Below are 24348 nucleotides of genomic sequence, written 5' to 3'. Positions count from 1 at the left end.
ATGCCTCGTAAGGGCCCCGCCCCGAAGCGCCCGGTCATCATCGACCCGGTCTACGCATCTCCTCTGGTGACCTCGCTCATCAACAAGATCCTGCTGAACGGCAAGCGCTCCACCGCCGAGCGCATCGTCTACGGCGCCATGGAAGGCCTCCGCGAGAAGACCGGCAACGACCCGGTCATCACGCTGAAGCGCGCGCTGGAGAACGTCAAGCCGTCGCTTGAGGTCAAGTCCCGCCGCGTCGGTGGCGCGACCTACCAGGTCCCGGTCGAGGTCAAGCCCGGCCGTCAGTCCACCCTCGCGCTGCGCTGGCTGGTCGGTTACTCCCGCGCCCGTCGCGAGAAGACCATGACCGAGCGCCTCATGAACGAGCTCCTCGACGCCTCGAACGGCCTCGGCGCGGCCGTCAAGAAGCGTGAGGACACGCACAAGATGGCCGAGTCCAACAAGGCCTTCGCGCACTACCGCTGGTAGTCGCACCCACATCGAGACCGAGAGAAGACTGAAGCCTTATGGCTACCACTTCGCTTGACCTGGCCAAGGTTCGCAACATCGGAATCATGGCCCACATCGACGCGGGCAAGACGACCACCACCGAGCGCATCCTGTTCTACACCGGTGTCTCGTACAAGATCGGTGAAGTCCACGACGGCGCTGCCACGATGGACTGGATGGAGCAGGAGCAGGAGCGCGGCATCACCATCACGTCCGCCGCGACGACCTGCCACTGGCCGCTCGAGGACGTCGACCACACCATCAACATCATCGACACCCCGGGTCACGTGGACTTCACGGTCGAGGTGGAGCGTTCGCTCCGCGTCCTCGACGGTGCCGTCACCGTGTTCGACGGCGTCGCCGGTGTGGAGCCGCAGTCGGAGACGGTGTGGCGTCAGGCCGACCGTTACGGCGTGCCGCGGATCTGCTTCGTCAACAAGCTGGACCGCACCGGCGCCGAGTTCCACCGCTGCGTCGACATGATCGAGGAGCGCCTGGGCGCGGTTCCGATCGTCATGCAGCTGCCGATCGGCGCCGAGGCCGACTTCCAGGGTGTCGTCGACCTCGTCACCATGAAGGCGTTCGTCTGGTCCGCCGAGGCGACCAAGGGCGAGATGTACGACATCGTCGACATCCCGGCCACGCACACCGAGGCTGCCGAAGAGTGGCGCGGCAAGCTGGTCGAGACCGTCGCCGAGAACGACGACGAGATCATGGAGCTCTTCCTGAACGGCGAGGAGCCGTCCGTGGAGCAGCTGCACGCCGCCGTCCGTCGCATCATCATCGCGTCCGGCAAGTCGAAGGGCACCACGGTCACCGCGGTGTTCTGTGGCACCGCGTTCAAGAACAAGGGTGTTCAGCCCCTGCTCGACGCCGTGGTCCGCTACCTGCCGTCGCCCCTGGACGTCGAGGCCATCGAGGGCCACGACGTCAAGGACGCCGAGGTCGTCGTCAAGCGCAAGCCGTCCGACGACGAGCCGCTCGCGGCCCTCGCGTTCAAGATCATGAGCGACCCGCACCTCGGCAAGCTCACCTTCGTCCGGGTTTACTCGGGCCGCCTGGAGTCCGGCACCGCCGTGACGAACTCCGTCAAGGGCAAGAAGGAGCGCATCGGCAAGATCTACCGCATGCACGCGAACAAGCGTGAGGAGATCGACTCGGTGGGCGCCGGCGACATCGTCGCCGTCATGGGCCTGAAGCAGACCACCACCGGTGAGACGCTGTGCGACGAGAAGGACCAGGTCATCCTGGAGTCCATGGACTTCCCGGCCCCGGTCATCCAGGTCGCCATCGAGCCCAAGTCCAAGGGTGACCAGGAGAAGCTGGGTGTCGCCATCCAGCGTCTCGCGGAGGAGGACCCCTCCTTCCAGGTCCACTCGGACGAGGAGACCGGCCAGACCATCATCGGCGGTATGGGCGAGCTGCACCTTGAGGTGCTGGTCGACCGCATGCGCCGTGAGTTCAAGGTCGAGGCCAACGTCGGCAAGCCGCAGGTCGCGTACCGCGAGACGATCCGCAAGGCCGTCGAGCGTCACGACTACACCCACAAGAAGCAGACCGGTGGTACCGGTCAGTTCGCCAAGGTGCAGATCGCGATCGAGCCGATCACGGACTCCGAGGGCCCTGCCTACGAGTTCGTGAACAAGGTCACCGGTGGCCGCATCCCGAAGGAGTACATCCCTTCGGTGGACGCGGGTGCGCAGGAGGCCATGCAGTTCGGCATCCTCGCCGGCTACGAGATGACCGGCGTCCGCGTCATCCTTCTCGACGGTGGCTACCACGAGGTCGACTCCTCCGAGCTCGCGTTCAAGATCGCCGGTTCGCAGGCCTTCAAGGAGGCCGCGCGCAAGGCTTCTCCCGTGCTCCTTGAGCCGATGATGGCCGTTGAGGTCACCACGCCCGAGGACTACATGGGCGACGTCATCGGCGACATCAACTCTCGCCGTGGCCAGATCCAGGCCATGGAGGAGCGCAGCGGCGCCCGCGTCGTGAAGGGCCTCGTGCCGCTTTCGGAGATGTTCGGCTACGTCGGAGACCTCCGCAGCAAGACCTCGGGTCGCGCCAGCTACTCGATGCAGTTCGACTCCTACGCCGAGGTTCCCAGGAACGTCGCCGAGGAGATCATCGCGAAGGCCAAGGGCGAGTAACTCTCCCGAGTTCACGCTTTAGGCTAATCACCGGAACCTCCGGGGCATCAGGAGCAAACCTCTTGTTGCCCCGGAGGGGACGGCAATCCAGCAAAGATCACCTGGCGCCGATGAGTAAGGCGTACAGAACCACTCTCCAGGAGGACCCCCGTGGCGAAGGCGAAGTTCGAGCGGACTAAGCCGCACGTCAACATCGGCACCATCGGTCACATTGACCACGGTAAGACGACCCTCACGGCCGCCATTACCAAGGTGCTGCACGACGCGTACCCGGACCTGAACGAGGCCTCGGCCTTCGACCAGATCGACAAGGCTCCTGAGGAGCGCCAGCGCGGTATCACCATCTCCATCGCGCACGTCGAGTACCAGACCGAGGCGCGTCACTACGCCCACGTCGACTGCCCGGGTCACGCGGACTACATCAAGAACATGATCACCGGTGCCGCGCAGATGGACGGCGCCATCCTCGTGGTCGCCGCCACCGACGGCCCGATGCCGCAGACCAAGGAGCACGTGCTCCTGGCCCGCCAGGTCGGCGTTCCGTACATCGTCGTCGCCCTGAACAAGGCCGACATGGTGGACGACGAGGAGATCCTGGAGCTCGTCGAGCTCGAGGTCCGTGAGCTGCTCTCCGAGTACGAGTTCCCGGGCGACGACCTGCCGGTCGTCCGCGTCTCCGCGCTGAAGGCCCTTGAGGGCGACAAGGAGTGGGGCGAGAAGCTCCTCGGCCTCATGAAGGCCGTGGACGAGTCCATCCCCACCCCGCCGCGTGACACCGAGAAGCCGTTCCTCATGCCCGTCGAGGACGTCTTCACGATCACCGGTCGCGGTACGGTCGTCACCGGCCGTATCGAGCGTGGTGTCCTGAAGGTCAACGAGACCGTCGACATCATCGGTATCAAGGAAGAGAAGACCACCACCACGGTCACCGGTATCGAGATGTTCCGCAAGCTGCTCGACGAGGGCCAGGCCGGTGAGAACGTCGGTCTGCTCCTCCGTGGCATCAAGCGCGAGGACGTCGAGCGCGGCCAGGTCATCATCAAGCCCGGTTCGGTCACGCCGCACACCGAGTTCGAGGCCCAGGCCTACATCCTGTCGAAGGACGAGGGTGGCCGTCACACCCCGTTCTTCAACAACTACCGCCCGCAGTTCTACTTCCGTACCACGGACGTGACCGGCGTCGTGACCCTCCCGCAGGGCACCGAGATGGTCATGCCGGGCGACAACACCGAGATGTCGGTCGCGCTGATCCAGCCGGTCGCCATGGAGGAGGGCCTGAAGTTCGCCATCCGTGAGGGTGGTCGTACGGTCGGCGCCGGCCAGGTCACCAAGATCACGAAGTAATTCGTGTTCTGACCTGGTAGCTCGCGCGAGCGGGCACCATGTTTGACGGAAGGGCTCCTTCCCCGTCGCTCACGCGAGGGGGGAGGGGCCCTTTTCCGTATGCCGTTGCGCCCGTGGACTCCCCTGCGCTCCGGGGCACGACGAAGGGCCGCACCCCGCTCGGGTGCGGCCCTGCGTCGTACGGCGGTGGTGGAGCTCAGTCCACGCGCAGCGACTCCGTGAACTCCTGGCAGACCGCGTAGTCGGGGAGCAGGCCCGTGGCCACGGCCTCCGCGAGCGACGGGGCGGCCTCGTCGCGGGCGGACAGCAGCGGGGTGTCGGCCGGCCATTCGATGCCCAGCTCGGGATCGAGCGGGTGGACCGAGTGCTCGGCGGTCGGGTTGTACGTCTCCGAGCAGAGGTACGACAGCGTGGCGTCGTCGCTCAGGGCGCAGAACCCGTGGCCGAGGCCCTCGGAGAGGTAGACCGCGCGCCGGTCCACGTCGTCCAGGCGGACGCCCTCCCAGCGGCCGAAGGTCGGCGAGCCGACCCGCAGGTCCACGATGACGTCGAGGACGGCGCCGCGGACGCAGGTGACGTACTTGGCCTGGCCGCGCGGCACGTCGGCGAAGTGGATGCCGCGGACCACGCCGCGCGAGGAGACCGAGAGGTTCGCCTGCGCCAGGTTCAGCGGGTGGCCGACGACCTCGGACAGCTTGTCGAAGCGGTACCACTCGGTGAACAGGCCGCGCGGGTCGCCGTGCAGCTGGGGGGTGATCTCGTAGGCACCGGCCACCGAGAGCTCGCGGAACTTCATCGGGACGCCTCCTCGTCGAGCAGACCCAGCAGGTAGTCGCCGTAACCGCTCTTGAGCAGCGGCTCGGCCAGGGCGCGCAGCTGCGCGGAATCGATGAGACCGGCGCGCCAGGCGGCTTCCTCGATGCAGCCGATCTTGAAGCCCTGGCGTTCCTCGATCACCCGGACGAACTCCGAGGCCTGGACCATGGAGACGAAGGTCCCGGTGTCCAGCCAGGCGGTGCCGCGGTCGAGGATGGTGACATTCAACTCACCGGCCTGGAGGTACGCGTCGTTGACCGCGGTGATCTCCAGTTCGCCGCGGGCGCTGGGCTTGAGGCCGCGGGCGATCTCGACGACGCGGTTGTCGTAGAAGTACAGACCCGGCACCGCGTAGCGGGACTTGGGCTTGGCCGGCTTCTCCTCGATGGAGATGGCCTGGCCGTTCTCGTCGAACTCGACCACGCCGTAGGCCGTCGGGTCCGCCACCGGGTAGGCGAAGACCCGGCCGCCCTTGGAGTCGGTGTGCTCGGCGAGGCGGGTGCCGAGGCCGCTGCCGTGGAAGATGTTGTCGCCGAGGATCAGGGCCACGGACTCGTCGCCGATGAAGTCGGCGCCGAGCACGAAGGCCTGGGCGATGCCCTCGGGGCGCTCCTGGACCGCGTATTCCAGCCGGATGCCGAACTGGGAGCCGTCGCCGAGCAGACGCTCGAACTGGGCCCGGTCCTCCGGCGTGGTGATGACGAGAATCTCACTGATTCCTGCCATGACCAGGGTGGAAAGCGGGTAATAGATCATCGGCTTGTCGAAGACGGGGAGCAGCTGCTTCGAGACTGCCCGGGTCAGCGGCCAGAGTCGGGATCCGGTGCCGCCGGCCAAGAGAATTCCACGCATGCCCACAACCCTATGCGAGAGCATCCGGAGGGCCGAGGTCCGGGCCAGGGGGGCGGTGTGCCAGCCGCTAGACTCTCCGTATTATGCGCATCCTCGTGACCGGCGGCGCCGGCTTCATCGGTTCTGAATTTGTCCGCCAGCAGCTCGGTGCGGATGCATCGGCCCAGATCACGGTCTTCGACAAGCTGACCTACTCCGGTGTCGAGGCCAACCTGGCGCCGGTCGCGGACCACCCCGGTTACAGCTTCGTCAAGGGCGACATCTGCGACGCCGAGGCCGTCGACCAGGTGATGCCCGGTCACGACGTCGTCGTGCACTTCGCCGCCGAGTCCCACGTGGACCGCTCGATCGCCGGTGCGGGCCCCTTCGTGATGACCAACGTCGTCGGTACGCAGGTCCTGCTGGACGCGGCCCGCAAGCACGGCGTCGGCCGCTTCGTGCACATCTCCACCGACGAGGTGTACGGCTCGATCAACGAGGGCTCCTGGACCGAGGAGTGGCCGCTGGTCCCGAACTCCCCGTACTCCGCCTCCAAGGCCTCCTCCGACCTGCTCGCGCTGGCCTACGCCCGGACGCACGGCATGGACGTCGTCGTCACGCGCTGCTCCAACAACTACGGGCACTACCAGTTCCCGGAGAAGGTCATCCCGCTGTTCGTCTCGAACCTGATGGACGGCAGGAAGGTCCCGCTGTACGGCAACGGCGGCAACGTCCGCGACTGGCTGCACGTCTCCGACCACTGCCGCGGCATCGACCTGGCCATGCGCAAGGGCCGCGCCGGCGAGGTCTACAACATCGGCGGCGGCACCGAGCTCACCAACAAGGAGCTGACCGGCGTGCTGCTGGAGGCCGCCGGCCTGGGCTGGGACATGGTCGAGCACGTCGAGGACCGCAAGGGCCACGACCTGCGCTACTCCATCGACATCAGCAAGATCGGCTCCGAGCTCGGGTACGCCCCGCAGGTCACCTTCGAGGACGGCATCAAGGCCACCATCGACTGGTACCGCGAGAACCGCGCCTGGTGGGAGCCGCTGAAGGCGAAGGCGGCCCTGCAGAAGTGAGGACCAACCCGTCGGCGGGGCGCTGGCTCGTCACCGGCGCCGCCGGGATGCTCGGTCAGGACGTCCTGACCGCCCTGAAGCGCGCCCGGATCGAGGCCGTGGGCCTGCGCCGCGACGACCTGGACATCACCGACCCGGCCGCGGTCCGCGCGGCCGTCGAGGGTGTCGACGTGGTCGTCAACTGCGCCGCCTGGACCGACGTCGACGGCGCCGAGACCGCCGAGGAAGCGGCAACCGCCGTCAACGGCACCGGCGTACGCGTCCTCGCCGAGGCGTGTGCCGCGGCCCACGTGCGCCTGATCCACGTCTCCACCGACTACGTGCTCCCCGGCGACGCCACCGAGCCGTACCGCGAGGACGCCGAGACCGGCCCGGTCAACGCGTACGGGCGCTCCAAGCTGGCCGGCGAGCGGGCCGTCGCCGAACTGCTTCCGCAGGACGGCTACATAGTCCGGACCGCCTGGCTGTACGGCGAGCACGGGCCGAACTTCGTCGCCACCATGCTCAAGCTGGCCGCCCAGCGCGACACCCTCGACGTGGTCGACGACCAGCACGGCCAGCCCACCTGGTCCTACGCGCTGGCCCGCCACCTCGTCGAGCTGGGCCTCGCCGCGCTGAAGGGCTGGGCCATGGGCGGCGTCTACCACGGCACCGCGAGCGGCCGGACCACCTGGATGGGACTGGCCCGCGAGACCTACCGGCTGAGCGGACTGGACCCGGAGCGGATCCGGCCCACCACCTCCGAGGCCTTCGTCCGCCCCGCCGTCCGCCCCGCCTTCAGCGTGCTCGCGCACGACCAGTGGGCCGAGGCCGGCCTCGCCCCGCTCGCCGACTGGCAGGAGCAGCTGGCCGAGGCGCTCGCCACCCCCGGCTTCGCGGCACTCGCGAAAGCGGCCAGGAAGGGCCGAGCGGGATGAAAGCCCTGCTGGACAAGGTGAGCGCGGCGCTGCCGCCGGGCACCGTCGCGGTGGCCGGCGGCACCGTCGTGCTCGGCGCCGCCTCGTACGTCCACCTGGGCGTGGCCGGACACAGCCTGTCCAGCGACGCCATGGCGAACGTGTCGGTGCTGTGGACGATCGTCATGTCGGTCGGCATCGGCGTCTTCTTCCCCATCGAGCAGGAGCTCACCCGGATCGTCGCCGCCCGCGCGGTCCTCGGCCAGGGGGCCGCCCCCGTACTGCGCCGCGCCACCCTCCTGACCGCGGGGATGCTCGGCGCGACGCTGCTGGTCCTCGGGCTCGGCGCGGCCCCGCTCGCGGACCTTCTGTTCCGCGGGGACCGTAGTCTCGTGGCCGCGCTCGGCGGTGCCTTCACCGGCATGGCCGTCTGCTACCTGACCCGCGGCGTGCTGGCCGGCCTCGGCCGGTTCGGCGCGTACGGCGTCCAGCTCGCCGTCGACGGCGGCCTGCGGATCGTCCTCGCGTTCGGGTGCGCCCTCCTCGGACTGCACTCCGCGCTCGCCTTCAGCCTGGTCCTCGCGGTCGCGCCCGTGGCCGCGATGCTGGTGACCCTGCCGGTGCTGCTGCGCGCCGCCGGCCCCGGCGAGGACATCGCCTGGCGGGAACTGACCGGCGGGCTGGGCCTGTTGATCTGCTCGACCCTGCTCTCCCAGGTGGTCGTCAACGCCGCCGTGATGAGCACCAAGCTGCTGGCGCCCACGGACAGCGCCCTGATCGGCGCGCTGCTGAACGCGCTGGTCCTGGCCCGCGTACCGCTGTTCGTCTTCGGTTCGCTCCAGGCCTCGCTGCTGGGCGGGCTCACCGCGGCCTACACGGCGGGGGACCGGGCGGCGTTCTCGGCGATGCTGCGCCGGATCGGCGTGGTGGTCCTGCTGCTCGGACTGGCCGGCGGAGTGCCCGCCACCGCCTTCGGGCCGTGGCTGATCGAGGTGCTGTTCGACGCCTGTCCCGTCCTGGGCTGCCTCGACTTCTTCCTGTTGTCCGCGGGCACCGTGGCGTACATGTTCGCGATGGTGCTCGGACAGGCGCTGATGGTATTCAAGCGGCACCACCTGCAGTTGCTGTGCTGGGCCGTCGGCGCCGCAGTCCTGGTCGCCGTCACCTTCGCCCCGGGTGACGTCGCCCTGAGGGTCATCCTGGCCTACGCCCTGGGCTCCCTGGCCACCGTGCTCGGTATGCTGACCGTGCTGAGGCTGGGGTTCCCCGGAGCGGCCCCGGGCACCGCCGAGGGCCCCGGGCGCGAGGTCGCCGCAAGCCCGCTGGGCGCCCGTACGGTCGGGGAGTGACCGTGTCGGCCTACGACGTCCCATCGATCACCGAGCACTCGCACGTGCCACATTCCGCTGGAGCTACCGTGTCCCAATACGACGATGTCTGGCTGGTCATACCGGCCTATAACGAGGGTCAGGTGATCGCGGGTGTGGTCGAGGGAGCGCGCGAGACCTTCCCGAACATAGTCGTCGTCGACGACGGCAGCTCCGACGACTCGGCCGAGCACATCGCGACCACGGGCGCCCACCTGGTGCGCCACCCGGTCAACCTCGGCCAGGGCGCCGCCCTGCAGACCGGCCTCAAGTACGCGCTCGCCCAGCCCGGCGCCCGCTACTTCGCGACCTTCGACGCCGACGGCCAGCACCAGACGGCCGACGTGGAGAAGATGGTCGAGCTGCTGCGCGGGGGAGAGGTCGACGTGGTGCTCGGCTCCCGCTTCATCGAGCAGAACGGCCAGGTGCCGTGGATCAAGCGGGTCGTGCTGCGCACGGCGGCGGCCGTCAGCCCGACCGCCCGCAAGCTCAAGCTCACCGACGCGCACAACGGGCTGCGGGTGCTCAGCCGCAAGGCGGCCGAGCAGCTGAACATCACCATGAACGGCATGGCGCACGCGTCCGAGATCGTCGGCTTCCTCGCCGGCTCCGGCCTGCGCGTCGCCGAGGTGCCGGTGGACATCCTGTACACCGAGTACTCGCGCGCCAAGGGCCAGTCCCTGATCAACGGCGTCAACATCATCTTCGACATCACTATGCGGGAGCGTGGCCGCTGATGAAGTACTTCTGGATTCAGCTGCTGCTCATCGCGGGCTCGGTGTCGATGGCCCTCGTCTTCATACGCACGTGGGGCCAGGCCAAGAACCGCGCCTGGAAGCGCATCGCGTTCTCGGTGTTCGTGGTCGTCAACGTGTACGCGGTGCTCCGCCCCACCGACGTGACCTGGGTCGCCCACCAGCTCGGCGTCGGCCGCGGCACCGACCTCGTGCTGTACGTCATGGTGCTGGCGATGGGCTTCCTGACCCTCAACACCTTCCTGCGCTTCCGGTCGCTGGAGAAGAAGCTCACCGACCTGGCCCGGACGGTGGCGCTCAGCGAGGGCGCCCGGCACAACGACGAGCGGCTCGGCTCCAAGCAGGCCGCGACGAGCCACGACTCCGACTCCGTGAAGGCCTGACGCCCCGTGGTGACCTTCGACTTCATGCTCCCCTACTACGGGGACGTGCAGCTGATGCAGGACGCCGTCCGCAGCGTCCTGGCCCAGACCGACCCGGACTTCCGCCTCGTCGTCATCGACGACGGCAAGGAGCCGGACGTGCCGGGCTGGTTCGAGGCGCTCGGCGACGAGCGGGTCCACTACACCCGCAACGAGCAGAACCTCGGCATCACGAAGAACTTCCAGAAGTGCGTACGCCTCTCCGAGGCCGACTACGTCGTCATCATGGGCTGCGACGACCTGCTGCACCCGCACTACCTGGAAACCGTACGCAAGATCATCGAGGACCGCCCGGGCATCGGCATGGTCCAGCCCGGCGTCGAGGTGATCGACGGCGACGGCAAGGTGGCGTACGGGCTGGCCGACCAGACCAAGCGGCGGCTGTACGCCCCGCAGGTCAAGGGCCGGCGCCTGATGGGCGGCGAGGAGCTCGCCGCCAGCGTGCTGCGCGGCAACTGGCTGTACTTCCCCTCGATCGCCTGGCGCGGCGAGGCCCTGCGCGCGGTCAACTTCCGCGACGAGTACTCGGTCATCCAGGACCTGGCCCTCGTCGTCGACCTGCTCGAACTCGGCGAGCAGATGGTGATCGACGAGTCGGCCACCGTCTTCCAGTACCGCCGGCACGCCGTCAGCGAATCCTCCGTCCAGGCCTTCTCCGGCACCCGCTTCACCGAGGCCGAGCGGTACTTCAACGCCGTGGCCGACCGGATGGACGCCCGCGGCTGGCCCAAGGCCGCCCGCGCGGCCCGCTTCCACAGCGGCTCCCGGCTCCACGCGATCACCATGCTGCCCGGCGCGCTGCGCCGCGGACAGCGTGACGGCGTACGTACGCTCGCCCGGCACGCCTTCACCGCCGGTCAGCGAGCCGACTGACCGGGCGTTCCCCGCACCCAGAGGCCGCCGGGCCCGACCCGCGGTCACCTCCGCGACGGAATTGGACTGAGATGACACACCTGGCCCCCGGGGTCGTCGGAGAACCCGGCACGGCACAGAGCCGGGCCGGTACCGGTACCGCGGACGGCAAGCCCGTCTCGTCCCCCGCACCGGGCAGCCGCCCGTGGACGTCCCGGCGCTGGGTGCTCCCGCTCGCCGAGGCCGTGGTGAGCGTCGTGGCGGCCCTCGGCTACACGGTGCTGTGCGGGCGCATCAGCGTGAACCCGCTCGTCCGCCTCGGCCAGGTCAGCGGCCTCGCCGCGCTCCAGCAGTACGCGGCCCTCCTCGGCCTGCCGCTTCTCGCGGTGCTGCTGTACACCGCGCACCGGGGGAGCCTGCGCTGCCACCAGCTGGTCAAGCGCCTGGTCTGCGCGGCCCTGGCCGGCCTGGCCACCGGCGTCATCGCCGGAGGCATCGTCGTCGCCCTGCGCGGCACGCCCCACGCGCTCGGCGGCCAGGAGGGCGACCCGGGCGTCCTGATCGACATGGCCAACTCCTTCCTGCACCACGAGGGCATGTCGGGCATCTACCCGCCCGCCTTCCCGGCGCTGATCGCCCTCTGGGCGAAGATCCGCTACAACGGCCGCGGAGAGACCGGCTTCGCCCTGCACGACCTGCAGATCTTCTTCACGGCCGTGGCCGGCCCGATGGCCTACCTGGCCTGGCGCCTGCTGCTGCGGCCGTTCTGGGCGCTGCTGATCGCCGTTCCCGCCGCCGTGCTCTTCCTCGACCCGATCCGCCCGTACAGCCACATCGTCATGATCATCCTGCTGCCGCTGCTCGGCTGCTGGCTGCGCGAGATGCGCCGGGCGGCCCGGCGCAGCCCCCGGCAGCTGCTGCTGCGCGGCGCGGGCCTCGGCCTGGTCTTCGGCGTGCTGTTCCTCTGGTACTCCGGCTGGTACGTGTGGGCCGCGCCCGGTGCCCTCGTCGCCGCCCTGTTCCTCTTCCCCTGGCGCGGTGGCGCGGCGGCGGTCCGGCGGGCCGGGCTGTTCGTCGGCGCCACCGTGGCCACGGCCGGTGTCGTCGGTGCCCCGCTGCTGTACCAGATGGCGCGGCTGGGGGCCGAGAACCCGGACCGGTACGCCTTCCTCGCCGTCTACGTGGACCCGACGTACGTCCTGGGCTGGACCTCCGACCGGGCCGGGACGCTGACGTACCAGACCTGGCCGGTGGCCGGCGAGATGGCGGGGCAGAGCGGGTTCGCGCTGCTGCTGCTGTTCGGGGTGGGCCTCGGCATCGGCCTCGGGCTGCGCAGCGTCATGGTCCGCACCACGGCGGCAGTGCTGGCCGGCGCCTGGCTCGCGCGCTTCTGGTTCGCCTCGCACATGGTCCACGACAAGGCCGTACAGCTCTACCCGCGGACCACCTGGATCATCATGTACTGCCTGATGATCCTGGCCGTGTTCGGCCTGATGGCGGTAGTCCACCGGGGCTCCGGCTGGGTGGAGCGCACCGTGCGGCAGCGCGGCGCCGAGCGGGCCGCCGCCACGGCGGTCATCCCCCGGCGGGTGGTCCAGCAGCTCGCCGCCGGCATGGTGTGCGTACTGGCCCTCTTCGCGACGATGGGGGCGTCCTGGTCCGTCAACCGCTACATGCCCTCGTCGGACGTCGACTCCATGGGCATCGACGCCTACCGCGCGCACACCATCAAGGAGCGGGACGGGAGCTGCCCGCGCTTCTCCCCCCGCAAGGACTGCGCGGACATCGAGAAGCACGACTGGAAGCCCGGCCCCATCGAGGACTTCATCTGGTGCGCGGGCATCGTCGCCGACGACTGGCCCTCCGTCTGCGGGCTGAAGGCGCCCGCGAAGGTCCGCTCCCGGGCGGACATCGAGAGGGACCAGGAGAAGGAGAAGGCGCAGCGCAGGGCGCAGGACAAGAAGCAGGACAAGGAGCTGGACGAGGAGCAGGGCAAGAACTAGGGCACCCCCCTGAACCGGCCCGGACCGGGGGCCAGTAGCATCCGCCCGGTCAGTGGTGTCATCGGATCGGTTCGCTACAGGGGTGGGGACAACTTGAGACTGGGTCGTGTACGCGGTACGGCTTTGGCCGCCGCGCTCGGTGTCGTCGCGGTGCTGGGCGTCCAGGGGATGGCCGACGGATCCGAGGTGGATGCGGCGAGCGGCAAGCCCGTCCCGGGGTACGGCGCCACGGGCCGCTCGGCGGGCCGCCCCCTGGAGGGCAAGGTCCACAAGCTCGCACTGAAGCCCAAGGGGAACGGCGAGGCCGTGGTCTCGCAGCAGACGACGCAGCCCTTCGGCCTGCTCGGCGTCTCCTGGACGGACCCCGCGGCGCAGGTGAAGGGCACCATGGAGGCCCGCGCCCGGGACGCCCGGACCGGGAAGTGGTCGCGCTGGATCGCCCTTGAGCCGATCAAGGCCGGTATGGACGGCAAGCGCCCCGCGGCGCACGGCGCCACCGAGCCCGTGTGGGTCGGCGCCTCCGACGGTGCCGAGGTACGGGTGCGCGGCGGCGGGGCACTCCCCGCCGGCATGGAGCTGAACCTGGTCGACCCGGGCGGCTCCCGCATCCCGGCGAAGAAGGGCGACTCCCCGCAGACCGACCCGGCGGCCTTCGCCACCACCACGGCCGACCCCGGACCGGCCTCCACCGCGCCCAAGCCCACCGTGGTCTCGCGGCTGGAATGGGGCGCGGACGAGACGCTGAACAACGAGGGCCCCGTCTACCTCCCCGGCGGGAAGGTCAAGGCGGTCTTCGTCCACCACACCGCCGACAGCCAGCCGTACGACTGCTCGGAATCCGCGGCCATCGTCCGCGGCATCCACGTCTACCACGTGAAGACCAGCGGCTGGCGCGACCTCGGCTACAACTTCCTCGTCGACAAGTGCGGCACCATCTTCGAGGGCCGGCAGGGCGGCATCGACCAGCCCGTGCTCGGCGCGCACACCTACGGCTGGAACAGCGAGTCGGCGGGCATCGCCGTCCTCGGCGACTACACGAGCGCCGGGGCCCCGGACGCCGCGCTGGACGCCGTCAGCCGGATCGCCGCCTACAAGCTGGGCCAGTACGACGGCGACCTGAACGGCACCACGACGCTGACCGCGGGCGACACCCAGAAGAACTTCTTCGGCACCGAGTTCACCAAGGGCCAGACCTACACGTTCAAGTCGCTGTCGGGCCACCGCGACGGCTTCAACACCGAGTGCCCGGGCACCTCGCTGTACGGGCAGCTCGGCACGGTCCGCACCTCCGGCCCCGCGGCGCAGCTGAAGGTGGCCACCGTGAACGGGGTGGCGGTCCAGCCGGGCGTCGACGCCAAGTCCGACGGGGTCCTGTCCGTGGGCTGGTCGACCAGCACGGCGAGCGACCGGATCAGCGGCTTCGAGCTGCTGGTGGACGGCGCCTCCGCCGCCTCCGCGGCCGGCACCGCCCGTACGGCGACCACGACGCTGACCACCGGTACCCACAAGGTGCAGGTCAAGGCGACCACGGTGAACGGCAAGACCTCCACCAGCCTCCCCGTCACCGTCGTGGCGGAGGTGAAGGCGGCCACGTTCGTCCCGGTCACCCCCAAGCGTCTGATGGACACGCGTGCGGGTCTGGGCGTGCCGCAGGCGAAGGTCGGTGCGGGCGGTGTGGTGACGCTGCCGGTGGCGGGTACGAACGGGATCCCGGCGACCGGTGTGACGGCCGTGGTGCTGAACGTGACGGCGACGAACCCGACGCAGCCGAGCTTCGTGTCGGTCTACCCGAGCGGTACGACGCGCAGCAGTGCCTCGAACCTGAACTTCACCCCGGGCCAGACGATCCCGAACCTGGTGGTCGTGCCGGTGGTGGACGGGAAGGTGAGCTTCTTCAACAACCAGGGCACCGTGGATCTGATCGCGGACATCACGGGCTACTTCACCTCGGCCGGCGAGGGCGCGACGCACACGAACATCGGTCCGAAGCGTCTGATGGACACGCGTGCGGGTCTGGGCGTGCCGCAGGCGAAGGTCGGTGCGGGCGGTGTGGTGACGCTGCCGGTGGCGGGTACGAACGGGATCCCGGCGACCGGTGTGACGGCCGTGGTGCTGAACGTGACGGCGACGAACCCGACCGAGCCGAGCTTCGTGTCGGTCTATCCGAGCGGTACGACGCGCAGCAGTGCCTCGAACCTGAACTTCACCCCGGGCCAGACGATCCCGAACCTGGTCGTGGTCCCGGTGGTGGACGGGAAGGTGAGCTTCTTCAACAACCAGGGCACCGTGGATCTGATCGCGGACATCACGGGCTACTTCACCTCGGCGGGTGACGGCGCGACGCACACGAACATCGGTCCCAAGCGTCTGATGGACACGCGTGCGGGTCTGGGCGTGCCGCAGGCGAAGGTCGGTGCGGGCGGTGTGGTGACGCTGCCGGTGGCGGGTACGAACGGGATCCCGGCAACGGGCGTGACGGCCGTGGTGCTCAATGTGACGGCGACGAACCCGACGCAGCCGAGCTTCGTGTCGGTCTATCCGAGCGGTACGACGCGCAGCAGTGCCTCGAACCTGAACTTCACCCCGGGCCAGACGATCCCGAACCTGGTGGTCGTGCCGGTGGTGGACGGGAAGGTGAGCTTCTTCAACAACCAGGGCACCGTGGATCTGATCGCGGACATCACGGGCTACTTCACCAAGTGAACTGAGCAGTGACGGCGGGGCCCCCAGGACCAAGGTCCTGGGGGCCCCGGACATTTCAGGGGTGGGACATGGGAACGAACAACGACGACCGACCTGCCGTCTCCGACGAGGAGTGGGCGCGGTTCATGGAGCAGGCCGAGGCGGGCGCGGGCCAGGCCCCCCGGGAGCCGTCCGCCCGGGCGCGCAGGGTCACCGCCCGGCTGCGCAACGAGTCCGCCGAGCCGCCCGGCTGGCGCACCGGTCCGGCCTGGCAGCAGATGCAAGGGCGGGGGAGGGGCAGGCGGCTCAAGGCGGCGGCGGCCGTCGTCTTCATCGCCGCCCTCGCGCTGATCACCGTCCGCCCGGAGCTGGTCATCGACCGGGTGACCGGCAAGGCAGCGCAGGACGACACGGCCCGCGAGCCGCTGCCCGCCGAGACCGCCCGGCCCAGCGCCCCGCCCTCGGCCCTGTACCCGGACCGGCCCACCCTCAAGGAGCCCTTCAAGGGCTCCCCGGCCCTGCAGTGGGCCGACGGCGCGGCCGGGATCGAGGTCCCGGAGGCCGAGGCCGTCGGCGGGATGAGCAAGGAGCAGGTCGCCGACGCGCTGGAGAAGGCAAAGCAGTTCCTGGTCGCGGCCAACCTGGACCCGGCGACCCTGCGCGGGGAGCGGCCCGGGGCGGCGCTGGCGCTGCTCGACCCGAAGCTGGGGGAGCAGGTCGGCCGCCTGGAGCAGTCGCTGACGGCTCCGACGAAGGAGAACGACCCGCTGCACCTGTTCAGCCGGGTCAAGCCGACCGAGCTGAAGCCCGTGGGCGACGTGGTCAAGGTCCGCGGCCGGATGTGGGTGGAACCCGGCAAGGAGGCCGGCCAGGCCAACGTGCTGGCCGACTACACCTTCGTCTATCCGTTCGTGAAGGCGAGGCCGGGCGCCGAGCAGGTGGAGCGCACCATCGTGCGGCGCGAGATCACCTTCTCGATCGCCGACCCGCGCAAGTGGCAGGCCACCGCCGGCAGGATCTGGCTCGAAAAGTTCAACGTCGACCTCGCCAACAGCGCCTGCGACGTCCACGACGGGTTCCTGCACCCCGTCTTCGACGAGGACGCGCCGACCGGGCCCACGCCCTCCGGGACGCCCGTGGACCCGTACGACCGCAGCACGAGCATGGACACCGGCGGCCAGGAGGGCTGCGGCAGCCTCTCGCGCTCCTGAGCGGGGGCCGCGGCCGGCGTACGGCAGGGCCGTGGCCGGCCGCGGCAGGGCGATCGGATGCCCTGGGGCGGCCCGGGCGGACCCCAAGGGGCGCCCGGGCAGCCCGGGGGCGTGGCGCGGTTTGACCGATCAGCGCGGAGGGGTATTCTCTTCGGCCCGATTGGCGCAGTACGTGTCTTGTATGGCAGACTACTCAAGTTGCTCGGCTGAGTGCCGATGCTGCGCGCCTCCCGCCGGGAGGACCGGAAGCGAGTCCCACAGTACTCGTCGCCTTTATCTGCCTTTCGGGGCAGCAATGGGGCGGACGTACGGGAATCTTCTGGGAAGCGTCAGCACGGTGCCTGCCAGGCGCTCGGTGGGTGTTTCTCCCCCGAACCGCGGTCCTGGGACCGCACCCCCTTGGACGAGGGAATTTCCGTATGGGAATTTTCTGAGAGGGAGTGCGACACGCCCGACCGCGTGGGTCGGAGAGAAGCGGTGGATCCGTCCACAGCCGACCGGGAGCCAGAGCGTTTCCACAACAGACAGGACTACGGAGTAGCCATGGCGGGACAGAAGATCCGCATCCGGCTCAAGGCCTACGACCACGAGGTCATCGACTCCTCGGCGAAGAAGATCGTCGAGACGGTGACCCGCACTGGTGCGTCGGTCGCAGGCCCGGTGCCGCTGCCCACTGAGAAGAACGTGTACTGCGTCATCAAGTCGCCGCACAAGTACAAGGACTCGCGCGAGCACTTCGAGATGCGCACGCACAAGCGCCTGATCGACATCCTCGACCCGACGCCGAAGACCGTTGACTCCCTGATGCGACTCGACCTCCCGGCCGGTGTCGACATCGAGATCAAGCTCTGAAGGCCGGTGATCTGAGAGATGGCTAAGCAGATCAAGGGCATCCTGGGCGAGAAGCTCGGCATGACGCAGGTGTGGGACGAGAACAACCGTGTTGTTCCGGTCACCGTCGTCAAGGCCGGCCCGAACGTCGTGACCCAGGTCCGTACGAACGACACCGACGGCTACGAGTCGGTCCAGATCGCCTTCGGCGAGATCGACCCGCGCAAGGTGAACAAGCCCCTCAAGGGCCACTTCGCCAAGGCCGACGTGACCCCGCGCCGCCACCTGGTGGAGCTCCGCACCTCCGACGCCAGCGAGTACACGCTCGGCCAGGAGATCACTGCTGAGGTGTTCGAGTCCGGCGTCAAGGTTGACGTCACGGGCAAGAGCAAGGGCAAGGGCTTCGCCGGTGTCATGAAGCGCCACAACTTCCGGGGCCTCGGCGCCGGTCACGGTGTGCAGCGCAAGCACCGCTCCCCCGGTTCGATCGGTGGCTGCGCCACCCCTGGGCGTGTCTTCAAGGGCATGCGCATGGCTGGTCGTATGGGCAACGAGCGCGTCACCACCCAGAACCTGACCATCCACGCGGTAGACGCGGAGAAGGGTCTGCTGCTCATCAAGGGCGCAGTCCCCGGTCCGAACGGCGGCCTCGTCCTGGTCCGTACCGCGGCCAAGGGGGCTTGAGGTTAATGAGCACCATTGACATCCTTTCGCCGGCAGGCGACAAGGCCGGTACCGTCGAGCTCCCCGCGGAGATCTTCGACGCGAAGACCAGCGTTCCGCTGATCCACCAGGTCGTCGTCGCCCAGCTGGCTGCTGCCCGTCAGGGCACGCACAAGACCAAGACCCGTGGCGAAGTCCGTGGTGGTGGCAAGAAGCCTTACCGCCAGAAGGGCACCGGCCGCGCCCGTCAGGGTTCGACCCGCGCTCCGCAGTTCGCCGGCGGTGGCGTCGTCCACGGCCCCGTGCCGCGTGACTACTCGCAGCGGACCCCGAAGAAGATGAAGGCCGCCGCCCTCCGCGGTGCCCTCTCGGACCGTGCGCGTCACTCCCGCATCCACGTCGTCACCGGCGTGGTCGAGGGTGCCGTCTCCACGAAGGCCGCCAAGACGCTGTTCGGCAAGATCACGGAGCGCAAGAACCTGCTCCTGGTCGTCGAGCGTGCCGACGAGGCCGCGTGGCTGTCCGCCCGCAACCTGCCCCAGGTTCACATCCTGGAGCCGGGCCAGCTCAACACGTACGACGTGATCGTCTCTGACGACGTGGTCTTCACCCAGGCCGCGCTGGAGTCCTTCGTGTCTGGCCCCAAGGCCGACGAGACCGAAGGGAGCGACGCCTGATGTCTGAGGCGACCGTTACCAGCAAGACCTTCACTGACCCGCGCGACCTGCTGATCAAGCCGGTTGTCTCGGAGAAGAGCTACGCGCTGCTGGACGAGAACAAGTACACGTTCATCGTCGCGCCCGGCGCCAACAAGACCCAGATCAAGCAGGCCGTCGAGGCGGTCTTCTCGGTCAAGGTCACCGGGGTCAACACGATCAACCGTCAGGGTAAGCGCAAGCGCACCAAGACCGGTTTCGGCAAGCGTGCTGACACCAAGCGCGCCATCGTGACCCTCGCTGAGGGCGACCGTATCGACATCTTCGGCGGCCAGGCCTCCTAACGGAGTCCTGAGTCGTCCGGAATCGGACGAGGACTGAGAAATGGGTATCCGCAAGTACAAGCCGACGACCCCGGGCCGTCGTGGCTCCAGCGTCGCCGACTTTGTCGAGATCACGCGGTCCACGCCGGAGAAGTCGCTGGTTCGCCCGCTGCACAGCAAGGGCGGCCGTAACAACACCGGTCGGATCACCGTTCGCCACCAGGGTGGTGGACACAAGCGCGCCTACCGCGTGATCGACTTCCGTCGTCACGACAAGGACGGCGTGCCGGCCAAGGTCGCGCACATCGAGTACGACCCCAACCGCACCGCGCGCATCGCGCTCCTGCACTACGCGGACGGCGAGAAGCGCTACATCATCGCTCCCCGCGGTCTGAACCAGGGCGACCGGATTGAGAACGGCCCCACGGCCGACATCAAGCCCGGCAACAACCTGGCCCTCCGCAACATCCCGGTCGGTACCACGATCCACGCGATCGAGCTCCGTCCCGGTGGTGGCGCCAAGTTCGCCCGCTCCGCGGGTGCCTCCGTGCAGCTGCTGGCGAAGGAGGGCACCATGGCCCACCTTCGTATGCCGTCCGGTGAGATCCGCCTGGTCGACGCGCGCTGCCGCGCGACGGTCGGCGAGGTCGGCAACGCCGAGCAGTCGAACATCAACTGGGGCAAGGCCGGCCGCATGCGCTGGAAGGGCGTTCGCCCGTCCGTCCGCGGTGTCGCGATGAACCCGGTTGACCACCCGCACGGTGGTGGTGAGGGCAAGACCAGTGGTGGTCGCCACCCGGTCTCCCCGTGGGGTCAGAAGGAGGGTCGTACTCGTTCGCCGAAGAAGGCTTCGAACAAGTACATCGTCCGCCGCCGCAAGACGAACAAGAAGCGCTAGGAGCGGGTTTAGATGCCGCGCAGTCTCAAGAAGGGACCCTTCGTCGACGGACACCTCATCAAGAAGGTGGACGCTCAGAACGAAGCTGGTACCAAGAACGTCATCAAGACCTGGTCCCGTCGCTCGATGATCATCCCGGCGATGCTGGGTCACACCATCGCGGTGCACAACGGCAAGACCCACGTCCCGGTGTTCGTCACCGAGTCGATGGTCGGCCACAAGCTCGGCGAGTTCTCGCCGACTCGCACCTTCCGCGGCCACGTCAAGGACGACCGGAAGTCGAAGCGCCGCTAAACGCGGGGTGGTTACGACTATGACTAACACCGAAGGGACAACCATGGAAGCCAGGGCCCAGGCGCGGTACATCCGCGTCACGCCCATGAAGGCCCGCCGCGTGGTGGACCTCATCCGTGGCATGGATGCCACGGAGGCTCAGGCGGTCCTGCGTTTCGCCCCGCAGGCCGCGAGCGTGCCGGTCGGCAAGGTGCTGGACAGCGCCATTGCCAACGCCGCACACAACTACAACCACCCGGACGCCTCCACGCTGGTCATCAGCGAGGCGTACGTGGACGAGGGCCCGACCCTGAAGCGGTTCCGTCCGCGTGCCCAGGGCCGTGCCTACCGGATCCGCAAGCGGACCAGCCACATCACCGTGGTCGTCAGCAGCAAGGAAGGTTCCCGGTAATGGGCCAGAAGGTAAACCCGCACGGGTTCCGACTCGGCATCACCACCGACTTCAAGTCGCGTTGGTACGCCGACAAGCTGTACAAGGACTACGTCAAGGAAGACGTCGCCATCCGTCGGATGATGACGTCCGGCATGGAGCGCGCCGGCATCTCGAAGGTTGAGATCGAGCGCACCCGTGACCGCGTGCGTGTGGACATCCACACCGCTCGTCCGGGCATCGTCATCGGCCGCCGTGGCGCCGAGGCCGACCGCATCCGCGGCGACCTCGAAAAGCTCACGGGCAAGCAGGTCCAGCTGAACATCCTCGAGGTCAAGAACCCCGAGCTCGACGCTCAGCTCGTTGCCCAGGCCGTTGCCGAGCAGCTCTCCTCCCGCGTCTCCTTCCGTCGTGCCATGCGCAAGAGCATGCAGGGCACCATGAAGGCCGGCGCCAAGGGCATCAAGATCCAGTGTGGCGGCCGTCTCGGCGGCGCCGAGATGTCCCGCTCCGAGTTCTACCGCGAGGGTCGTGTGCCGCTGCACACGCTGCGCGCGAACGTGGACTACGGCTTCTTCGAGGCCAAGACCACCTTCGGCCGTATCGGTGTGAAGGTCTGGATCTACAAGGGCGACGTCAAGAACATCGCCGAGGTTCGCGCCGAGAACGCTGCGGCCCGTGCGGGTAACCGCCCGGCCCGTGGTGCCGGCGCTGGCGACCGTCCCGCCGGCCGTGGTGGCCGTGGTGGCGAGCGCGGCGGCCGTGGTGGCCGCAAGCCGCAGCAGGCTGCTGCTGCCGAGGCCCCCAAGGCCGAGGCCGCTGCCGCCGCTCCGGCTGAGAGCACCGGAACGGAGGCCTGACCGACATGCTGATCCCTCGTAGGGTCAAGCACCGCAAGCAGCACCACCCGAAGCGCCGCGGTATGGCCAAGGGCGGTACTGAGGTCTCGTTCGGCGAGTACGGCATCCAGGCGCTCACCCCCGCCTACGTGACGAACCGCCAGATCGAGGCGGCTCGTATCGCGATGACCCGCCACATCAAGCGTGGCGGCAAGGTCTGGATCAACATCTACCCGGACCGTCCGCTGACGAAGAAGCCCGCCGAGACCCGCATGGGTTCCGGTAAGGGTTCTCCCGAGTGGTGGATCGCCAACGTGCACCCGGGCCGGGTCATGTTCGAGCTGTCCTACCCGAACGAGAAGATTGCTCGTGAGGCGCTCACCCGCGCTGCTCACAAGCTTCCGATGAAGTGCCGGATTGTGCGGCGCGAGGCAGGTGAGTCGTGATGGCAACGGGAACCAAGGCGTCCGAGCTGCGTGAGCTCGGCAACGAGGAGCTCGTTGGCAAGCTGCGCGAGGCCAAGGAAGAGCTGTTCAAGCTGCGCTTCCAGGCTGCCACGGGCCAGCTGGAGAACAACGGTCGGCTCAAGTCCGTCCGTAAGGACATCGCCCGGATCTACACCCTGATGCACGAGCGCGAGCTCGGCATCGAGACGGTGGAGAGCGCCTGATGAGCGAGAACAACGTGACTGAGAACAAGACCGAGCGCGGCTTCCGCAAGACCCGCGAGGGTCTGGTCGTCAGCGACAAGATGGACAAGACCGTCGTCGTCGCCGTTGAGGACCGCGTCAAGCACGCCCTGTACGGCAAGGTCATCCGCCGTACGAACAAGCTCAAGGCTCACGACGAGCAGAACGCTGCCGGTGTCGGCGACCGCGTCCTCATCATGGAGACGCGTCCGCTGTCGGCGAGCAAGCGCTGGCGCATCGTCGAGATCCTCGAGAAGGCCAAGTAATTACCTGAGGGGATTTCCCTCAGGTCAGTTCCGCCAGGCTCGGCGAGGGGCTCCGGCAACGGACCCCTCGCCGGGAACCGGCAGACAATCAGGAGATAGACGTGATCCAGCAGGAGTCGCGACTGCGTGTCGCCGACAACACTGGTGCCAAGGAGATCCTTTGCATCCGTGTTCTCGGTGGTTCCGGTCGCCGCTACGCGGGCATCGGTGACGTCATCGTCGCCACCGTCAAGGATGCGATCCCCGGTGGCAACGTGAAGAAGGGTGACGTCGTCAAGGCGGTCATCGTTCGCACCGTCAAGGAGCGCCGCCGCCAGGACGGCTCGTACATCCGCTTCGACGAGAACGCCGCTGTCATTCTGAAGAACGACGGCGACCCTCGCGGCACCCGTATCTTCGGCCCCGTCGGCCGTGAGCTGCGCGAGAAGAAGTTCATGAAGATCATCTCGCTCGCGCCGGAGGTGCTGTAAGCATGAAGATCAAGAAGGGCGACCTGGTCCAGGTCATCACCGGTAAGGACAAGGGCAAGCAGGGCAAGGTCATCGCGGCCATGCCCGGCGAGAACCGCGTCCTCGTCGAGGGTGTCAACCGGGTCAAGAAGCACACCAAGGCTGCGCAGAACCAGGCCGGCGGCATCGTGATCACCGAGGCCCCGGTCCACGTGAGCAACGTTCAGCTGGTTGTGGAGAAGGACGGCAAGAAGGTCGTCACCCGCGTCGGCTACCGCTTCGACGACGAGGGCAACAAGATCCGCGTTGCCAAGCGGACGGGTGAGGACATCTGATGGCTACCACTCCGCGTCTCAAGACGAAGTACCGCGAGGAGATCACCGGCAAGCTGCGTGAGGAGTTCTCGTACGAGAACGTCATGCAGATCCCCGGCCTCGTGAAGATCGTGGTCAACATGGGTGTGGGCGACGCCGCCCGCGACTCCAAGCTGATCGACGGCGCCATCCGCGACCTGACGACGATCACCGGTCAGAAGCCGGCCGTCACGAAGGCCCGCAAGTCCATCGCGCAGTTCAAGCTGCGCGAGGGTCAGCCGATCGGCTGCCACGTCACCCTCCGTGGTGACCGCATGTGGGAGTTCCTGGACCGTACGCTGTCGCTCGCGCTGCCGCGTATCCGTGACTTCCGCGGCCTGTCGCCGAAGCAGTTCGACGGCCGTGGCAACTACACCTTCGGTCTCACGGAGCAGGTCATGTTCCACGAGATCGACCAGGACAAGATCGACCGTACCCGGGGTATGGACATCACCGTGGTCACCACGGCGACCAACGACGCTGAGGGCCGCGCGCTCCTTCGTCACCTCGGCTTCCCCTTCAAGGAGGCGTAAGCGAGATGGCGAAGAAGGCTCTCATCGCGAAGGCTGCCCGCAAGCCCAAGTTCGGTGTGCGTGCGTACACCCGCTGCCAGCGCTGCGGTCGTCCCCACTCCGTGTACCGCAAGTTCGGCCTGTGCCGCGTGTGCCTTCGTGAGATGGCTCACCGTGGCGAGCTGCCGGGCGTGACCAAGAGCTCCTGGTAATTCCCTTCCGTCCCTAGGGACTTGGGGAGAACCAGAGACTCTCGGTAAGCATCTGGACGGTGGGTGCCCGGCCCCGCATGCCGTAGGCTTGTGG

Annotated in this window: 28 protein-coding genes and 1 pseudogene; 27 read left to right on the top strand and 2 right to left on the bottom strand. The window is 68.4% G+C overall.

Features of this window, described 5'->3' with window-relative positions; translation table 11 throughout:
• The 3 genes from rpsG (at nucleotide 1) to tuf (ending at nucleotide 3983) form a co-directional block, all read left to right on the top strand.
• Entirely contained in the window at nucleotides 1-471 is a 471-nt protein-coding gene (gene rpsG / locus ABZ128_RS26435) for a 30S ribosomal protein S7 (protein ID WP_007265894.1), read from the top strand.
• A 38-nt stretch (nucleotides 472-509) separates the two neighbouring features.
• A complete protein-coding gene (fusA, locus tag ABZ128_RS26430; protein ID WP_356851305.1) occupies nucleotides 510-2639 on the top strand; it encodes an elongation factor G in 2130 nt (709 codons plus the stop codon).
• Between the two features lie 150 nt (nucleotides 2640-2789).
• Nucleotides 2790-3983: an elongation factor Tu gene (gene tuf, locus ABZ128_RS26425; RefSeq protein WP_356851304.1), complete on the top strand. Its 1194-nt coding sequence runs from the start codon at nucleotides 2790-2792 to the stop codon at nucleotides 3981-3983.
• A 196-nt stretch (nucleotides 3984-4179) separates the two neighbouring features.
• Here tuf and rfbC read toward each other — a convergent pair whose 3' ends face one another.
• Nucleotides 4180-4779, bottom strand: coding sequence for a dTDP-4-dehydrorhamnose 3,5-epimerase (rfbC, locus tag ABZ128_RS26420; protein WP_356851303.1), 600 nt, complete (start codon nucleotides 4777-4779; stop codon nucleotides 4180-4182).
• Nucleotides 4776-5651 carry a glucose-1-phosphate thymidylyltransferase RfbA gene (rfbA, locus tag ABZ128_RS26415; protein ID WP_356851302.1) on the bottom strand — a complete coding sequence of 292 codons (876 nt, stop codon included), beginning with the start codon at nucleotides 5649-5651 and terminating at the stop codon, nucleotides 4776-4778. Before rfbA ends, rfbC begins: the two co-directional genes overlap by 4 nt.
• 83 nt (nucleotides 5652-5734) lie before the next feature.
• On the opposite strand from rfbA, the gene rfbB reads away from it, so the two are divergent.
• The 24 genes and pseudogenes from rfbB (at nucleotide 5735) to ABZ128_RS26295 (ending at nucleotide 24254) form a co-directional block, all read left to right on the top strand.
• Nucleotides 5735-6712 (top strand): dTDP-glucose 4,6-dehydratase, encoded by a 978-nt coding sequence (rfbB, locus tag ABZ128_RS26410; RefSeq protein WP_356851301.1) that lies wholly within the window; start codon nucleotides 5735-5737, stop codon nucleotides 6710-6712.
• Nucleotides 6709-7629: a dTDP-4-dehydrorhamnose reductase gene (gene rfbD, locus ABZ128_RS26405; protein ID WP_356851300.1), complete on the top strand. Its 921-nt coding sequence runs from the start codon at nucleotides 6709-6711 to the stop codon at nucleotides 7627-7629. The genes rfbB and rfbD overlap by 4 nt, the downstream gene beginning before the upstream one ends.
• Nucleotides 7626-8957 carry a hypothetical protein gene (locus tag ABZ128_RS26400; RefSeq protein ID WP_356851299.1) on the top strand — a complete coding sequence of 444 codons (1332 nt, stop codon included), beginning with the start codon at nucleotides 7626-7628 and terminating at the stop codon, nucleotides 8955-8957. The genes rfbD and ABZ128_RS26400 overlap by 4 nt, the downstream gene beginning before the upstream one ends.
• A gap of 68 nt (nucleotides 8958-9025) precedes the next feature.
• Nucleotides 9026-9712: a glycosyltransferase family 2 protein gene (locus ABZ128_RS26395; protein ID WP_356851298.1), complete on the top strand. Its 687-nt coding sequence runs from the start codon at nucleotides 9026-9028 to the stop codon at nucleotides 9710-9712.
• Nucleotides 9712-10113 (top strand): DUF2304 domain-containing protein, encoded by a 402-nt coding sequence (locus tag ABZ128_RS26390; RefSeq protein ID WP_356851297.1) that lies wholly within the window; start codon nucleotides 9712-9714, stop codon nucleotides 10111-10113. The genes ABZ128_RS26395 and ABZ128_RS26390 overlap by 1 nt, the downstream gene beginning before the upstream one ends.
• Nucleotides 10114-10119: 6 nt before the next feature.
• Complete coding sequence (locus tag ABZ128_RS26385; protein ID WP_356851296.1) at nucleotides 10120-11025, top strand: glycosyltransferase family 2 protein; 906 nt, start codon at nucleotides 10120-10122, stop codon at nucleotides 11023-11025.
• Between the two features lie 71 nt (nucleotides 11026-11096).
• Nucleotides 11097-13007, top strand: a complete 1911-nt coding sequence (locus tag ABZ128_RS26380) for a hypothetical protein (protein WP_356851295.1) — start codon at nucleotides 11097-11099, stop codon at nucleotides 13005-13007.
• A gap of 93 nt (nucleotides 13008-13100) precedes the next feature.
• Complete coding sequence (locus ABZ128_RS26375; protein ID WP_356851294.1) at nucleotides 13101-15710, top strand: N-acetylmuramoyl-L-alanine amidase; 2610 nt, start codon at nucleotides 13101-13103, stop codon at nucleotides 15708-15710.
• A 68-nt stretch (nucleotides 15711-15778) separates the two neighbouring features.
• Nucleotides 15779-16900, top strand: coding sequence for a hypothetical protein (locus ABZ128_RS26370; protein WP_356851293.1), 1122 nt, complete (start codon nucleotides 15779-15781; stop codon nucleotides 16898-16900).
• Nucleotides 16901-17443: 543 nt separating this feature from the next.
• On the top strand, nucleotides 17444-17752 hold the full coding sequence (gene rpsJ, locus ABZ128_RS26365; protein ID WP_003948644.1) for a 30S ribosomal protein S10: 309 nt from the start codon (nucleotides 17444-17446) through the stop codon (nucleotides 17750-17752).
• Nucleotides 17753-17770: 18 nt separating this feature from the next.
• Nucleotides 17771-18415, top strand: a complete 645-nt coding sequence (rplC, locus tag ABZ128_RS26360) for a 50S ribosomal protein L3 (protein WP_356851292.1) — start codon at nucleotides 17771-17773, stop codon at nucleotides 18413-18415.
• Nucleotides 18416-18420: 5 nt separating this feature from the next.
• Nucleotides 18421-19071, top strand: a complete 651-nt coding sequence (gene rplD, locus ABZ128_RS26355) for a 50S ribosomal protein L4 (RefSeq protein WP_125540845.1) — start codon at nucleotides 18421-18423, stop codon at nucleotides 19069-19071.
• 20 nt (nucleotides 19072-19091) lie between these two features.
• Nucleotides 19092-19394: pseudogene (gene rplW / locus ABZ128_RS26350) on the top strand (50S ribosomal protein L23); the annotation flags it as partial.
• A 40-nt stretch (nucleotides 19395-19434) separates the two neighbouring features.
• Nucleotides 19435-20271: a 50S ribosomal protein L2 gene (gene rplB, locus ABZ128_RS26345; RefSeq protein WP_356851291.1), complete on the top strand. Its 837-nt coding sequence runs from the start codon at nucleotides 19435-19437 to the stop codon at nucleotides 20269-20271.
• A gap of 12 nt (nucleotides 20272-20283) precedes the next feature.
• The gene (rpsS, locus tag ABZ128_RS26340; RefSeq protein ID WP_043230274.1) at nucleotides 20284-20565 is read left to right on the top strand and encodes a 30S ribosomal protein S19; all 282 of its coding nucleotides are present in this window, start codon (nucleotides 20284-20286) and stop codon (nucleotides 20563-20565) included.
• A gap of 43 nt (nucleotides 20566-20608) precedes the next feature.
• The gene (gene rplV / locus ABZ128_RS26335) at nucleotides 20609-20956 is read left to right on the top strand and encodes a 50S ribosomal protein L22 (protein ID WP_007265904.1); all 348 of its coding nucleotides are present in this window, start codon (nucleotides 20609-20611) and stop codon (nucleotides 20954-20956) included.
• Nucleotides 20956-21795, top strand: a complete 840-nt coding sequence (rpsC, locus tag ABZ128_RS26330; RefSeq protein ID WP_114053739.1) for a 30S ribosomal protein S3 — start codon at nucleotides 20956-20958, stop codon at nucleotides 21793-21795. Before rplV ends, rpsC begins: the two co-directional genes overlap by 1 nt.
• Nucleotides 21796-21800: 5 nt before the next feature.
• Nucleotides 21801-22220 (top strand): 50S ribosomal protein L16, encoded by a 420-nt coding sequence (rplP, locus tag ABZ128_RS26325; RefSeq protein WP_030026326.1) that lies wholly within the window; start codon nucleotides 21801-21803, stop codon nucleotides 22218-22220.
• Nucleotides 22220-22444: a 50S ribosomal protein L29 gene (gene rpmC / locus ABZ128_RS26320; protein ID WP_008739703.1), complete on the top strand. Its 225-nt coding sequence runs from the start codon at nucleotides 22220-22222 to the stop codon at nucleotides 22442-22444. The genes rplP and rpmC overlap by 1 nt, the downstream gene beginning before the upstream one ends.
• Nucleotides 22444-22728, top strand: coding sequence for a 30S ribosomal protein S17 (gene rpsQ / locus ABZ128_RS26315; RefSeq protein ID WP_030773830.1), 285 nt, complete (start codon nucleotides 22444-22446; stop codon nucleotides 22726-22728). Before rpmC ends, rpsQ begins: the two co-directional genes overlap by 1 nt.
• A 101-nt stretch (nucleotides 22729-22829) precedes the next feature.
• Nucleotides 22830-23198: a 50S ribosomal protein L14 gene (gene rplN, locus ABZ128_RS26310; RefSeq protein ID WP_003956455.1), complete on the top strand. Its 369-nt coding sequence runs from the start codon at nucleotides 22830-22832 to the stop codon at nucleotides 23196-23198.
• Nucleotides 23199-23200: 2 nt separating this feature from the next.
• Nucleotides 23201-23512: a 50S ribosomal protein L24 gene (gene rplX, locus ABZ128_RS26305; protein ID WP_356851290.1), complete on the top strand. Its 312-nt coding sequence runs from the start codon at nucleotides 23201-23203 to the stop codon at nucleotides 23510-23512.
• A complete protein-coding gene (gene rplE / locus ABZ128_RS26300) occupies nucleotides 23512-24063 on the top strand; it encodes a 50S ribosomal protein L5 (protein ID WP_356851289.1) in 552 nt (183 codons plus the stop codon). The genes rplX and rplE overlap by 1 nt, the downstream gene beginning before the upstream one ends.
• 5 nt (nucleotides 24064-24068) lie before the next feature.
• Nucleotides 24069-24254, top strand: a complete 186-nt coding sequence (locus ABZ128_RS26295; RefSeq protein ID WP_003956452.1) for a type Z 30S ribosomal protein S14 — start codon at nucleotides 24069-24071, stop codon at nucleotides 24252-24254.
• Nucleotides 24255-24348: the final 94 nt, after the last annotated feature.

The sequence above is a fragment of the Streptomyces sp. NPDC006326 genome (assembly GCF_040612915.1).
GTDB lineage: Bacteria > Actinomycetota > Actinomycetes > Streptomycetales > Streptomycetaceae > Streptomyces.
This window is presented reverse-complemented; position numbering and strand designations above follow the sequence as displayed.

Bases quoted from the DNA above. Each gene is read 5' to 3' on its own strand.
- rpsG (WP_007265894.1), top strand. From the start codon at position 1: ATGCCTCGTAAGGGCCCCGCCCCGAAGCGCCCGGTCATCATCGACCCG.
- fusA (WP_356851305.1), top strand. From the start codon at position 510: ATGGCTACCACTTCGCTTGACCTGGCCAAGGTTCGCAACATCGGAATC.
- rfbC (WP_356851303.1), bottom strand. From the start codon at position 4,779: ATGAAGTTCCGCGAGCTCTCGGTGGCCGGTGCCTACGAGATCACCCCC.
- rfbA (WP_356851302.1), bottom strand. From the start codon at position 5,651: ATGCGTGGAATTCTCTTGGCCGGCGGCACCGGATCCCGACTCTGGCCG.
- rfbB (WP_356851301.1), top strand. From the start codon at position 5,735: ATGCGCATCCTCGTGACCGGCGGCGCCGGCTTCATCGGTTCTGAATTT.
- ABZ128_RS26400 (WP_356851299.1), top strand. From the start codon at position 7,626: ATGAAAGCCCTGCTGGACAAGGTGAGCGCGGCGCTGCCGCCGGGCACC.
- ABZ128_RS26390 (WP_356851297.1), top strand. From the start codon at position 9,712: ATGAAGTACTTCTGGATTCAGCTGCTGCTCATCGCGGGCTCGGTGTCG.
- ABZ128_RS26380 (WP_356851295.1), top strand. From the start codon at position 11,097: ATGACACACCTGGCCCCCGGGGTCGTCGGAGAACCCGGCACGGCACAG.
- ABZ128_RS26370 (WP_356851293.1), top strand. From the start codon at position 15,779: ATGGGAACGAACAACGACGACCGACCTGCCGTCTCCGACGAGGAGTGG.
- rpsJ (WP_003948644.1), top strand. From the start codon at position 17,444: ATGGCGGGACAGAAGATCCGCATCCGGCTCAAGGCCTACGACCACGAG.
- rplC (WP_356851292.1), top strand. From the start codon at position 17,771: ATGGCTAAGCAGATCAAGGGCATCCTGGGCGAGAAGCTCGGCATGACG.
- rplD (WP_125540845.1), top strand. From the start codon at position 18,421: ATGAGCACCATTGACATCCTTTCGCCGGCAGGCGACAAGGCCGGTACC.
- rplB (WP_356851291.1), top strand. From the start codon at position 19,435: ATGGGTATCCGCAAGTACAAGCCGACGACCCCGGGCCGTCGTGGCTCC.
- rpsS (WP_043230274.1), top strand. From the start codon at position 20,284: ATGCCGCGCAGTCTCAAGAAGGGACCCTTCGTCGACGGACACCTCATC.
- rplV (WP_007265904.1), top strand. From the start codon at position 20,609: ATGGAAGCCAGGGCCCAGGCGCGGTACATCCGCGTCACGCCCATGAAG.
- rpsC (WP_114053739.1), top strand. From the start codon at position 20,956: ATGGGCCAGAAGGTAAACCCGCACGGGTTCCGACTCGGCATCACCACC.
- rplP (WP_030026326.1), top strand. From the start codon at position 21,801: ATGCTGATCCCTCGTAGGGTCAAGCACCGCAAGCAGCACCACCCGAAG.
- rpmC (WP_008739703.1), top strand. From the start codon at position 22,220: ATGGCAACGGGAACCAAGGCGTCCGAGCTGCGTGAGCTCGGCAACGAG.
- rpsQ (WP_030773830.1), top strand. From the start codon at position 22,444: ATGAGCGAGAACAACGTGACTGAGAACAAGACCGAGCGCGGCTTCCGC.
- rplX (WP_356851290.1), top strand. From the start codon at position 23,201: ATGAAGATCAAGAAGGGCGACCTGGTCCAGGTCATCACCGGTAAGGAC.
- rplE (WP_356851289.1), top strand. From the start codon at position 23,512: ATGGCTACCACTCCGCGTCTCAAGACGAAGTACCGCGAGGAGATCACC.
- ABZ128_RS26295 (WP_003956452.1), top strand. From the start codon at position 24,069: ATGGCGAAGAAGGCTCTCATCGCGAAGGCTGCCCGCAAGCCCAAGTTC.